At 52.1% G+C, this 12,577-nt stretch carries 13 protein-coding genes; 4 read left to right on the plus strand and 9 right to left on the minus strand.

Annotation, left to right across the window (positions count from 1 at the left end):
- Positions 1 to 99: 99 nt before the first annotated feature.
- On the minus strand, positions 100 to 678 hold the full coding sequence (gene flhC / locus INF68_RS12730; RefSeq protein ID WP_013096051.1) for a flagellar transcriptional regulator FlhC: 579 nt from the start codon (positions 676 to 678) through the stop codon (positions 100 to 102).
- Between the two features lie 2 nt (positions 679 to 680).
- Positions 681 to 1,031: a flagellar transcriptional regulator FlhD gene (gene flhD / locus INF68_RS12735; protein WP_008500415.1), complete on the minus strand. Its 351-nt coding sequence runs from the start codon at positions 1,029 to 1,031 to the stop codon at positions 681 to 683.
- Between the two features lie 794 nt (positions 1,032 to 1,825).
- On the opposite strand from flhD, the gene uspC reads away from it, so the two are divergent.
- A complete protein-coding gene (gene uspC / locus INF68_RS12740; protein ID WP_023312265.1) occupies positions 1,826 to 2,254 on the plus strand; it encodes a universal stress protein UspC in 429 nt (142 codons plus the stop codon).
- A gap of 15 nt (positions 2,255 to 2,269) precedes the next feature.
- Here uspC and otsA read toward each other — a convergent pair whose 3' ends face one another.
- The 5 genes from otsA to araF form a co-directional block, all read right to left on the minus strand.
- On the minus strand, positions 2,270 to 3,694 hold the full coding sequence (gene otsA, locus INF68_RS12745; protein WP_109845188.1) for an alpha,alpha-trehalose-phosphate synthase: 1,425 nt from the start codon (positions 3,692 to 3,694) through the stop codon (positions 2,270 to 2,272).
- Positions 3,669 to 4,472: a trehalose-phosphatase gene (otsB, locus tag INF68_RS12750; protein ID WP_023312267.1), complete on the minus strand. Its 804-nt coding sequence runs from the start codon at positions 4,470 to 4,472 to the stop codon at positions 3,669 to 3,671. The genes otsA and otsB overlap by 26 nt, the downstream gene beginning before the upstream one ends.
- Positions 4,473 to 4,648: 176 nt before the next feature.
- Positions 4,649 to 5,638: an L-arabinose ABC transporter permease AraH gene (araH, locus tag INF68_RS12755; RefSeq protein ID WP_185874187.1), complete on the minus strand. Its 990-nt coding sequence runs from the start codon at positions 5,636 to 5,638 to the stop codon at positions 4,649 to 4,651.
- A gap of 11 nt (positions 5,639 to 5,649) precedes the next feature.
- Positions 5,650 to 7,164: an L-arabinose ABC transporter ATP-binding protein AraG gene (gene araG / locus INF68_RS12760; protein ID WP_047173093.1), complete on the minus strand. Its 1,515-nt coding sequence runs from the start codon at positions 7,162 to 7,164 to the stop codon at positions 5,650 to 5,652.
- 71 nt (positions 7,165 to 7,235) lie between these two features.
- Positions 7,236 to 8,225: an arabinose ABC transporter substrate-binding protein AraF gene (gene araF, locus INF68_RS12765; RefSeq protein ID WP_003859687.1), complete on the minus strand. Its 990-nt coding sequence runs from the start codon at positions 8,223 to 8,225 to the stop codon at positions 7,236 to 7,238.
- Between the two features lie 787 nt (positions 8,226 to 9,012).
- Here araF and INF68_RS12770 point away from each other — a divergent pair.
- Positions 9,013 to 9,516: a non-heme ferritin-like protein gene (locus INF68_RS12770; protein WP_023312270.1), complete on the plus strand. Its 504-nt coding sequence runs from the start codon at positions 9,013 to 9,015 to the stop codon at positions 9,514 to 9,516.
- 545 nt (positions 9,517 to 10,061) lie between these two features.
- Positions 10,062 to 11,405, plus strand: coding sequence for an anaerobic C4-dicarboxylate transporter (locus tag INF68_RS12775; RefSeq protein ID WP_023312271.1), 1,344 nt, complete (start codon positions 10,062 to 10,064; stop codon positions 11,403 to 11,405).
- A gap of 42 nt (positions 11,406 to 11,447) precedes the next feature.
- Here INF68_RS12775 and INF68_RS12780 read toward each other — a convergent pair whose 3' ends face one another.
- Together INF68_RS12780 and azuC are read right to left on the minus strand one after the other, a co-directional pair.
- Positions 11,448 to 11,699 (minus strand): DUF2766 family protein, encoded by a 252-nt coding sequence (locus tag INF68_RS12780; RefSeq protein ID WP_008500405.1) that lies wholly within the window; start codon positions 11,697 to 11,699, stop codon positions 11,448 to 11,450.
- Between the two features lie 107 nt (positions 11,700 to 11,806).
- A complete protein-coding gene (azuC, locus tag INF68_RS12785; RefSeq protein WP_014884364.1) occupies positions 11,807 to 11,890 on the minus strand; it encodes a stress response protein AzuC in 84 nt (27 codons plus the stop codon).
- A gap of 234 nt (positions 11,891 to 12,124) precedes the next feature.
- Between azuC and yecR the strand changes: the two genes are divergently transcribed.
- Positions 12,125 to 12,463 (plus strand): YecR family lipoprotein, encoded by a 339-nt coding sequence (yecR, locus tag INF68_RS12790; RefSeq protein WP_023312272.1) that lies wholly within the window; start codon positions 12,125 to 12,127, stop codon positions 12,461 to 12,463.
- Positions 12,464 to 12,577 lie beyond the last annotated feature (114 nt).

Genomic DNA, 12,577 nt, shown 5'->3' on the forward strand with positions numbered 1-12,577 from the left:
ATGGCAAGGACGTCCAGCTCGCAGCGTTTACCGTTTGCGGGGTAAAAAAAAGCAGCGGTAATTGCTTACCGCTGCTGGAATCTTTCCCACACGTTCGGGTTAAACAGCTTGTTCGATCTGTTCATCCAGCAGTTGTGGAATAATATCGGCAGCATCCCGGGAAAGTTTACGTCTTTTTACTGCGCGGGATGGAGGCTGACATAAACTACAGGCGAAGCTGCCTGCAGGCTGATGAGCATGGGTAATAAAATTGCCGTCGCAGCAGTTGCAGCGCGACAGTTCAAGCATTCCGCTCTCAACAAAACGCACCAGCGTCCATGCGCGGGTCAGCGCCAGCAGAGGGCCTTCTTCCTGCTGTGGGCATTGTTCAAGGTAAAGTTTGTACGCTTTGATCACGGCGTCAACGCCGCTGCACAAACCGGTTTTGAGAAGATACTGCCAGGCATTACAGAACATCGAAGCATGAATATTCTGCTCCCACGTCATAAACCAGTCGGTAGAAAACGGCAGCATGCCTTTCGGCGGGGGACTACCACGTAACTCTTTGTACAGTTTGATGAGACGACCACGGCTCAGCTGAGTCTCGCTTTCCAGCATTTGTAAACGAGCACCCAGTGTAATCAGCTCCATGGCCAACTGTATGTCACGCGCTTCCTGAACAATGCTTTTCTCGCTCATTGCTAGGCCCTTTTCTTACGGGCTACGTCATCAGGCTGGCTGATTTCGTTAAGCAAGCGAGTGGAAAGAAGAATGCCGGTATGGATCTGTTGGAGATCGTCCACACGGGATTCCTGCGTCAGACGCGTTATTGTCTGTGAATCATCGAAACGGAACTGGCAAACCAGTTGATTCGTTTCAGCCAGTTTAACCATCTGCGGGAGGGTTAAGCCGCCCAGCATGGTTGCCATTTCTTCGTTAATACCCAGACGAAACATCGCGGACGCCTTGTCCTGACTAATCAAACGCTGCGCGAGCAGTAAATACGACAAATTGATGTCATAGATATGTTTTAGCAACTCGGATGTATGCATTGTTCCCATCCCGAATAACCAACTATTATTTTTATGCGGAAAGACCGCACCCCGTGATGTCGCCGGGAAATCACCCGGTATAAAAAAGAAAAGGCTAAATGCATAGTTGAATTTAGGTTTGTATTCACTGAAACCGTAAGAGAGAAACCGCGAATGCGTCTCTTACATGATTTATCATTTCTTACAAATAACTAAGATTTTTCCTAATTCGACGCAAACTCTACTCGTCAGTTTTGACACATACAATCCAGCCACCCTCAAATTTAAAAAAAATGTGATCCACGTCACACAATTTAAGTGAATATGACCCATAAATCCATCAGTATGACTTGTAATTTGTTCAATATTTAGCCAATCAGTACTGTTTTGTATTCTTAATTGACGAATACTCATGCAGAAGGGTGATCCAAACTGGCATGCAACGTGCTTTTCCAGCCGTAAGCGTCGCGCGGAAACATTTACATCAAGCCCCTCTCCTGGAAACATTTTTCTTACCGTGAAAAAACATATAGTTATGCAGGTAGCACAAAAAAGATGTTTCAGGACGTGATCATTCGAAATGAGTTTGTAACGCATCAAAACGATTTAACAGTCAAAGCGTGGATTTGTGTGATTTACGTTAAGTTGTTAATTTTTTTCATTTAGGCGCATTTTTCAGTTATTCTTCTTATAAGAATAATTAATGAATAATTATGATAAGCTTCACACTAATGTCGTAATCTGCTCTTGCAGAACCAGGGATTTCGCGGTAAAGGTGGTAAAACGCTGTCTTTCAGACACCCAAGGAGTGCGCCATGAGTTACTCCCATCTTCTTGTTTCCGTTGCAGTTTCCCCCGAAAGCCATCAGCTCGTCGCCCGGGCAGTTTCCATTGCCAGACCCCACAATGCCCGCATCAGCCTCATCACGCTCGCCGCAGAGCCAGAGATGTATAATCAGCTGGCCGCGCCCATGCTGGAGGATATTCGCGAGGTTCTGCAGGAAGAAACGCAGCAATTTCTGCGCGAACTAGTGGAAAAGGCACAATATCCTGTTTATGAGACCGTTATTGCGACCGGGGAACTTAACGCCCATATTCTCGATATGTGTCGTAAACAAAATATTGATTTAGTGATTTGCGGGAACCATAACCACAGCTTTTTATCGCGGGCAGCCTGCGCGGCGAAATCTATTGTCGCGTCGAGCCAGGTCGATGTGCTATTAGTGCCGCTTGGGGGGCATTAGCCCCCCAGCAGTAAATCAGGCGAGTTTAGGGAAGGTAGCGATCTTTTTTTGCAGATCGCCTTCATGACTTTGCGGAGCGATATCCCGGAGATCCTGAATAAAACGCGCCTGCCAGTGGTTAATATCGTTCTTCCGGATTGTTTCCATCATGTCAGCATGGCGGGAAATACGTTCCGTGAGCGGCATTGTCAGGGCGCGATTCAGCGCGTTAGCCACGTCATCCCTGTCGTAAGGGTTAACGATGAGTGCCGACGTGAGCTCATTTGCGGCCCCGGCAAACTGGGAAAGCACCAGAACACCCGGGTCGGCAGGATCCTGGGCAGCCACATACTCTTTCGCCACCAGGTTCATCCCGTCGCGCAGCGGCGTGACCAGCCCAACGTCCGCATAGCGGAAGACCTTCATCAGGATCTTACGGTCAAAGTGTTGATTCAGGTAAAACAGCGGCGTCCAGCCCAGCTGGCCGTAGCGGCCATTAATGCGCCCTGCTTCTGTCTCCAGCTGATGGCGAATATCCTGATAGGCCTGAACCTCACCGCGCGACGTCGGCGCAATCTGGGTATAGCGAATTTTCCCGTGATGCTGCGGGTATTTATCCAGCAGCGTTTCATACGCCAGGAAGCGTTCCGGCAGCCCTTTGGAATAATCAAGACGCTCAACCGAGAAGATATTTTTCACGTGCTTGAGTTCATTCTTAAGCTGCGCCAGCTTCGGCGGCAGCGGGCCGGAAGCCTGCTCCGCGATTTCGTCAGGTTCAATCCCTATTGGATAGACCTCGGTGTGGAAGGTTTTCCCCCACGCCGTATGGGTTTTCCCGCCTTTGGTCACCAGACGCGCTTTGCCAGACACGGAGTCAAGGAACGCGAGGCGGTCATTTTCGGTCTGGAAGCCCAGCAAATCGTAATCGCACAGCGCCTCCAGCAGCTCTTCATGCGGCGGCAGCGCGGTAAAAATTTCCGGCGTCGGGAAAGGAATGTGCAGGAAGAAGCCGATCCGGTTTTTCACCCCCCTCTTTCGCAGCTCGCGCGCGAAGGGCAACAGGTGATAATCGTGGATCCATAAAATATCGTCTTCTTCGATTAATGGCAGCAGTTTATCCGCCAGCAGCGCATTCACGCGCGAATAGCCTTCGAAAGATTCACGCTGGAATTTGACCAGGTCAAGACGATAGTGAAACGCAGGCCACAGGACGGCATTTGAGAACTGCGAGTAATACTCGTCATAGTCTTTCTCTTTCAATGCAAATGAAGCCCACGTAATGTTTCCGCGCGTCACCTTTTTGAGCGGTTTCTCTTCTTCACTGATTTCCCCACTCCAGCCAAACCACAGCCCGCCAGCGGCTTTTAAGGCACCTAACACCCCTACCGCCAGGCCACCTGCACTGGCTTTTTTATCGTCAGGCGGTGCGATTCGGTTAGAGACGACGACTAAGCGACCCATAATGGTTTCCCCCTTTGCTTTGCGCTATTTGTTGTTGTTGCTGGTTAGCGATGTCAGATATCCACTGCCAGACGCTGGCGACATCCGCCAGTCGCCATTCGGCAACGGTGTCACCAGGCCCCACCTTGACGGCGATCCCTTCGGCCTGATTCACCACGCGAAACCCGGCCTCGTCGGTCAGGTCATCGCCAATAAATACCGGTGTACGTCCCTTAAATGGCGGTTCCGCCATAAACGCCGCAATAGCAGCACCTTTATTAATCCCCTCAGGTTTTATCTCAACGACGCACTTCCCCGGCTGCAGCGCGAGCTGCGGGTGTGCATCGGCCACGCTGCGAGCAATCGCAAAGACCGCCGCCTCGTGATGCGGTGCCTGCCGATAGTGCAAAGCGAAAGCCATGCCCTTCTCTTCCAGTTCAGTGCCCGGAAGCGACTCAAGCGCCGAGGAGAGTTGAGTGTGTAACGCCTTAATTAAGGTCTCAGGAAGTGATACAACGTGCAGTTGATCATGGATATCGCGGCGCTCCGCTCCGTGTACACCGGCTAGCGGAAAGTGGTAAGGACTGGCGAGCACGTCCAGCTCGGCCATTGAGCGCCCTGAAATCAATGCCAATGCGCCCTCGTTCAGTCTTGAGAGCTGCTGCAAATTCTCTAGCACCGTATCCGGGACGACCACGTCGTCAGGATGCGGCTGGATCCCGGCGAGCGTCCCGTCGAGGTCAAAAAAGAAAGCATATTTTCCGGGCAGTACAGGCGGTGCGGTTAACAAGTCAGCCACCCTTTTCCTCCTTACGGTTTACGAGAGGTAAACGCCTTTACCTCTTTCATAGCCATGTAAGTATAGACAGTGTGACGTGGCTCGCCATTTGACAACCGCCCCGCCAGTATTACTGGCGAGGCGGTTAAGGGGTCAACTATGGTTATAAGTTGAGCAATAAAAGGTGGGGAAAAGGACTAAACGGTACGCTTCGCTTTTTGCTTGTAACGGTCGAAAATCACGGCTGCCAGCAGGATCAGGCCACGCACGACGTACTGCGAGAACGGCGAAATATTCAGCAGGTTCATGGCGTTCTCTACGGTGCCCAAAATAAGGATACCGGCCACAACATATGAGATTTTTCCGATGCCACCCTTGAGGGAAACGCCCCCTAAAACGCAGGCCGAAATGACGATCAGCTCGTAACCAATAGAGGTCATCGGCTGGCCGCTGGTCATGCGCGACGCAAGAATAATTCCCGCGGCGGCAGAAACCAGCCCTGAGAGCACAAAGATAATAATCTTGGTTCGCACTACCGGCACCCCGGCCAGACGAGCGGCCTCTTCGTTACCGCCAATCGCCAGCGTATTGCGGCCAAAGGTGGTCCGGTTGAGCAGGAAGCCGAACAGGATCAGGCAGGCCACGGTCAGCCAGATTGGCGCAGGCAGCCCCAGCCAGTTGGCGTAACCCAGGGTAAAGAAGCGCTCGTCTTCAATCCCAACAGCTTTACCGTCGGAGATGATATAGGCCAGCCCGCGGACAATTTGCATCGTCGCAAGCGTGGTGATCAGAGCGTTAATCTTCAGGCGTGCGATAACAAACCCGTTCACCAGACCGCTGATGACGCCGAGTAGCAGACCGGCCAGAACGCCAATCCACAGGCTCTCCGTCATGTTGATCACCACTGCCGTCGTGACGCCCGCACAGGCAATCACCGACGCTACCGACAGGTCAAAATCGCCGGAGGCCAGACAGAACAGCATCCCGCAGGCCACCATCCCGGACATGGAAATGGCCAGCCCCAGCCCCTTCATATTAATGAAGGTGGCAAAGTTAGGGACAAAGATCGCGCAGGCGAGGAACAGCGCGGCAAAGACCACAAGCATGCCGTACTGATCCCAGATACGCCCAACGCTCAGCGCCGACTTCGACTTCGGCGCTCCGGATGTAGTAACAGAGGACATCATTAACTCCTTACTCAGGCGACAGCCTGGCTGACTTTAGGCATGGCGAGGTTCAACGCCTGTTGTTCATTCGCCTGTTCATGAAGTAATTCACCGGCAATTTCGCCTTCACGCATCACCACAATGCGGTCGGCCACGCCAAGCACCTCCGGCAGATCGCTGGAGGCGAAGAGCACCGCCACGCCGCGTTTTGCCAGCTCATAGATCACGTTATAAATCTCGTGTTTTGCCCCCACATCGATACCGCGCGTCGGCTCATCCAGCAAAATGACCTTCATATCTTCGGACAGCCAGCGGCCTAAAATCGCCTTCTGCTGGTTTCCGCCTGAAAGATTCATGATCAGCTGTTCCGGACCCGGCGTTTTAATATTCAGCGAGCGAATATGGTGGTCGGCATTGCTCGACTCCCAGCCATCGTTTATCAGGCAGCCTGCGCGAATAAACTTGCGGCGAGCGGAAATATTGATGTTGTCGCGTACCGAATGCACCGGAATAATCCCCTCGGCTTTACGGTCTTCCGGGCAGAGCATCATGCCCGCCCCGATCGCGTGGGCCGGTTTCTGGATATCGACCCGTTCACCATCAATAGAAACCTGCCCTTCGGTAATACGGGTTCCGCCGAACAGGCCTTTCATTAATTCACTGCGCCCCGCCCCCACCAGACCAAACAGGCCGACAATTTCGCCGCTGCGAACGGATAACGAAATCGGCGTGCGCACGCCCGGCGCTTTGACGCTGTCCAGGCGCAGACGTTCAGGGCCATACTGACGAGGCTGCCAGTGATAAATATCACCCAGCTCGCGTCCGACCATCGCCTGAACAAGCTGGTCATGGTTAACCTGCTGCATGTCGGTAAAGGTGCGCACATAGCGCCCATCTTTAAAGACGGTGATGGCGTCGCTCAGGGCAAATATCTCTTCCATGCGGTGCGAGACATACAAAATCGTACGGCCTTCCTGACGCAATTCGCGGATCACGCGGAACAGATTTTCTATTTCACGCGCAGAGAGCGAACTGGTGGGCTCATCGAAGGCGATAATTCTGGCGTTACGCGCCAGCGCCTTGGCAATTTCAACCATCTGCCACTGGCCGATGGAGAGATATTTCAGCGGCGTCTGGGGATCGACGTCCAGACCCAGGTGTTTAAGCTGCAGCCCCGCTTCATAATTAAGTAGCGAACGATTTACCACGCCGCCTTTGTGCGGGAGCTGTCCTAAATAGATGTTTTCCGCCACGGTCATCTCAGGAATGAGGTGCAGCTCCTGATAGATGATCGCAACCCCGGCATTGAGCGCCGCCGTGGTATCGGCAAACGCCACCTCTTCGCCGCGAATGGCCAGCGTGCCGGTCGTAGGCGCGTAGTTGCCGCTGAGGATCTTCAACAGCGTGGATTTCCCCGCGCCGTTTTCCCCCATCAGGGCGTGAACCTGGCCGGCATAGCAGTCGAAGCTGATATCGGTCAGCGCGTTAACACCGGGGAAAGTTTTCCCGATGCCGCGAAAAGAGAGATACGGATCAGACTGTCGCATAACGTCTCCGTGATTCCTGTAGTGTGTACGTCTGGCCCCTCACGAAGCATGAGGGGCACAATCACCGCGTATTACTTACCGCCCAACCCTTTTTTCGCCAGCTCCTCTTTGAAGTTGTCGCGGGTAATCAGCACCACGTCGGTCACTTCGGTAAATTTCGGCGGTTCGGCCCCTTTGGTTACCCAGTTGTAGAGCATCTCACTGGATTTGTAGCCGTGAACGTCCGGGCTCGGCAGCAGAGAACCGTAGAAGCCGGTAGCCTGCGCTTTGGACAGCTCGCTGACGGCGTCAACGCCGTTGATGCCAATCCCGATCACGTCAGGCGCCTTGAAGCCCTGGCCTTCCGTCGCGCGTACCCCGCCCAGCACGGTGTTGTCGTTCATGCCGACCACCAGCCAGTGTTTGACCTCCGGATGCTGGACCAGCATAGAGTTCGCGGCGTCGAAAGCGCCCGGGATATCGTTGGATTTGGTTGGGACTTTATAGATCTGTTTTTCCGGGAAACCGGCCGCTTTCAGCGCATCCATTGAACCGGTAGTACGACGACGGGCGGTGTCCAGCTCGTCAGCCGTGATAGCCATTACCGCGGTCTCTTTGACATCCCAGCCGCGCTTTTGCATCTCTTTATAGAGCTCCTGGCCCTGGCGTTCGCCGATTTTTGTCGCCGCCATCATGACCAGCGGGACGGTGTCCATCGGCTTGCCTTTGGCGTTAACGAACTGATCGTCAACCGCGATGACCTTCATATCGTAACCGCGCGCTTTCGCCGCGATTGCCGACCCCAGCTTTGGATCCGGGGTACAGATAACGAAACCTTTTGCACCGCTGGCCGCCAGGCTGTCGATGGCGTTCAGGGTTTTTTCGCCGTCAGGCACGGCGATTTTAATGACTTCAAAACCTAAATCTTTCCCGGCTTTATCTGCGAATTTCCACTCAGTCTGGAACCAGGGCTCTTCGGGCTGTTTTACCAAAAAACCGAGTTTTAAATTCTCAGCGATAGCGGATTGTGACATAACGGCAGCCAGACCGATGGCCGCCAGCGCTTTAGTAAATTTGTGCATGGTAAACTCCAGCTTTAGCATTCTTTTCTGTAGGGAATAAGTGCGTGCTTCTTATTTAATCGGACTTAAAACAAGGCATTAGCGCTTACCTCGTCATAAGCGTTATTGCTGGTGATAGTTTTAGCGGGAAATTAATCATCCATAAGAGAGCCCCATCACACCGCAGAATTACAGTAATTGCGTACATAAATTCAGCGAAAAATGACATAAAAAAGGCGGGATTTGTCAGACAAATAGAAAGGGGTTAAGCAGAATTATCCATAAGATTAGCCAAGATATCCCTGATGCCCCTCAGCGGGCAAAACGCAGCTGGCGTTAAAGGGGTTCAACATGTTTTTCATCAAGAATGTACAACGCACCTGTAAAAACGTTATTTCGCAGAAATTGATTTAGCGCAATTTTATTGGCACATCATATATTCGAAACGATTAAACCGTATTTCTCTTTTTCTCGGAATAATATTCCAACTTAATATTTCCGAAAGAGTAACAGTGTGCCTTAACGGTAAAAACCCTTAATTATTATCTTATTAAGTCACATTCAATTCATGGCGAGCTAATTGTATTTATGTACTATATTAAACTTTGTAATGTATGGTAAATACAGCCTGATTAAGAGTTTTCTTAGACTCAAGACAAGGGTATGCTTATTTATATCGAACACAGGAAGTGAATTTCGGTCGACTTCGGTCACGGCAGAATGTCTATTTCTGCTCTTTTCTTCGTATTTGCCTGGCGCTCAGGTTAAGCAACGGACATCACGTCCCACAGTCAATAAGGATATGAGTATGGCTACCCAAACGATGATGCAAAAACTTAACGCGCAGATGAACCTTGAGTTCTACGCCTCGAACCTGCACCTTCACTTAAGTGCGTGGTGTGCCGAGAATAGTCTTACGGGGTCTGCTACATTCTTTCGCTCGCAGGCGCAAAGTAACGTCACCCATATGATGCGTGTCTTCAATTTTCTGAAAGCCGCAGGGGCAAATCCTGTCGTTAAAGCCCTTGATGGGATCAATGAAAACTACTCCTGCCTGGAAGAACTGTTTCAGAAAACGCTTGAAGAGTACGAGCAACGCTGCAGCACGCTCAGCAAACTGGCCGATGAAGCCAAAGCGCAGCAGGACATTACGACGCTCAAATTCTTACGTGATATGGACAAAGAGCAGCAGCAGGATGGCATGCTGCTGAAGACGCTGGCGGATGAGATCCATAATGCGCAGCAGGCGGGTTTATGTCCTGAGCAAACCGACCGTCATCTGCTCGACATTGTGGCGGTACAGCACCACTGAGTTTTTAATTTGCTTCTGCACGGGGTAAGGCACGAAATAATCCCCTCGCCCCTCTGGGGAGAGGGGAACATACGGCTGTAGTGGTCATTCCGTTCACTTTATGTTCCTTGCCACTCTGTAACGACATAACCGGTGAACGTGCCAGGGTGGCTCAATCGCCACCACCCTGGCAACCCGGGCTCCCGGCGGTAAATCGCCGCTTCGCGGTACCCTCAGCTTATTCCTTCAGGCTTTCGGGTCGGGCATGAGCCTGCATCCCTACAGGCCACGCCCTCTCGGCGCATCCCTGCGCCTCGCCCCGGCCTTACGGAATCGCTTCGGCGATTTACAGCCGGACCAGGACGTCGCTGTTAGTTTTTAATTTGATTAAAACACCTTGAATCGCTGTTGAATGTGAATTTACGTCCCATACGAAATAAAGTCCCCTTCCCATCTCCAACCTTCTGCTTTTGCTGAAATTTAACAAATCAGATCTGGCTCCCAATGATTAACCACACAACGTGTGATGATTTATTTAGTTACATAATCATTGACGAGGGAGCATCATGATCACCATTGAGTTTGTTGTCATTCTCCTCTGCCTGCTGACGGGTACGCGTTTCGGCGGTATGGGGCTTGGGTTAATCAGCGGCATTGGTCTTTTTATTTTATGTTTTGTCTTTGGTCTGCAACCGGGTAAACCGCCGGTTGACGTTATGCTGACCATCCTTGCGGTGATAGGTTGTGCGGCTACGCTGCAGACTGCGGGCGGCCTCAACGTCATGATGCAGTTTGCTGAACGCCTGCTGCGCAAACACCCGCAGCACATCACCCTGCTCGCCCCTTTCACCACCTGGATGCTGACCTTTCTGTGCGGCACCGGCCATGTGGTCTACACCATGTTCCCCATCATTGCGGATATCGCCCTGAAAAAAGGGATCCGCCCGGAGCGCCCTATGGCCGTGGCATCGGTGGCATCACAGATGGCGATTACGGCATCCCCCGTTTCCGTTGCCGTTGTGTCGCTGGTGTCCATCCTGGCGGCCCAGCATGGGATCGGCCACGCGTGGGGGATCCTGGAAATTCTCGCCGTGTCGGTTCCCGCTTCGCTTTTCGGCGTAGCCATTGCGGCCCTGTGGAGCTTACGCCGTGGGAAAGATTTGGCGGACGACATTGAGTTTCAGGAAAAGCTAAAAGATCCTAAGCAGCGCGAGTTTATCTACGGCGGTACGGAGACGTTAATGAATCAGCGTTTCCCTAAACAGGCCTACTGGTCCACGTGGATTTTCTTTGCTGGTATTGCCGTGGTCGTTTTGCTGGGGGCATTCCCGGAACTGCGCCCCGCCTTTGAAGTGAAAGGCAAAATGACGGCGCTGTCGATGAACCTTGTCATTCAGATGATGATGCTAATTGCGGGCGCCGTGATGCTAATGGCCTGTAAGGTTAATGCGTCGGCCATTTCCAACGGCGCGGTGTTCAAGGCCGGTATGGTCGCGATCTTCTCGGTGTTCGGCGTGGCGTGGATGAGCGATACCTTTTTCCAGGCGCATCTCGACGAGTTAAAGCTGGCGCTGGAAGGCGTGGTGAAGAGCCACCCGTGGACGTATGCCATTGTGCTGTTTCTGGTGTCAAAACTGGTGAACAGCCAGGCGGCTGCGCTGACGGCCGTTGCGCCAATGGGCCTCATGCTGGGCATCGACCCGAAAATGCTGATCGCCTTTTTCCCGGCGTCCTACGGCTATTTTGTCCTGCCGACCTATCCCAGTGATTTGGCCTGCATCGGCTTTGACCGTTCAGGCACCACCCGCATCGGCAAATTTATCATCAACCACAGCTTTATTCTGCCTGGGCTGATTGGAGTAAGCTGCGCGTGCGCGGCGAGCTACCTGCTGGTCCAGACGTTCTTTTAACAGCATCAAAGGGCGACACGTGCCGTCGCCCCTTTCCCTGTTTTAGTGGGACTCACCCTGCGGCGTGAATCGCAGCTCAATCAGCGCGATGGCTTTCTGGATCGCACGAAGCGTAACCGGGTCAGCGGCAGCAGGATGGCTGGCGAAATCGATGTTTTTCAGCTGCGTAGACATCTTCTCGCGCACTTCAACCGGCGCAATCACGTCCAGAACATCAAGGATTTGTTTGATAACCAGCTGACAGGCGACAACGTCAGAGACCAGTTCCTGATCGGCGCTCAGGTTTTGTGACATGGGTTTTCTCCTTATTTAAAGGCCGCCATAGTAGCAAAACACGCCCCCTGACATCTTCCCTTCATCGCCTGCAGGTACAAAAAAACCCGCCGAAGCAGGTTTTTTTATCAGAACATGGCGCCTGGCGGCACGTCTTTGAACGTGCGGCAGTAATTGGCCCACATGCTTTTCAGGATTTTGCGCAGTTTCACGATGATGCTCCATTAACTTGTTATACAACTTTATTGTCAACGTGTTTATAATATGACCATCATCACAAAAATCAATCATTTTGTGATACTCATCACATTTTTATCAGAGTTTGGCCTGATAGCGCTCCCCTCTCACCCGTTGCGAAGAGTGAGGGCAGATTGTCCGGCTATTCCAGGCATTGCAGCGGGCATCTGCGGGTACGATAAGCTATTTCCATCCACTCAGAGCGAACCATGAAAAGAGTCATTGTAGCCGGCACAATCCTGCTGCTCGCGGGGTGTAGTATCAACCGCCAGGCTGAAGTCAGCAGCCGCGACGCGCCGAACGGCATCGTCCGCCTCGACTACGGCCAGGCAGCGCTGCAAAATGCGTATTCCGATGAGTATGTGAATAACGGCACGGCAGCAAAAGCGTGTCAGAGCATGGGGTATGCCACTGCCTCAGCCTATGGTCAGCCCATTAAAACCTGCACCCTGACGAGTGGCTCTTTGTGTCTGAACGAGAGCGTGACTATCCAGTATAAATGTATGGGTTACGCCGTTAACCCTAAGACAAATAATCCCTGGTATTAATCAACGCTGCCAGCGTTTGCTGGCAGTTTATTTCATTACGAACAAAAACAATTCTCATTAATAAATTATAAAAATCGCCAGTGCGTTTTATTCCCATTCGTATTTTAAATAAAT

It is taken from the genome of Enterobacter cloacae complex sp. P16RS2, assembly GCF_014982155.1.
In the GTDB taxonomy this organism is placed as follows: domain Bacteria; phylum Pseudomonadota; class Gammaproteobacteria; order Enterobacterales; family Enterobacteriaceae; genus Enterobacter; species Enterobacter cloacae_M.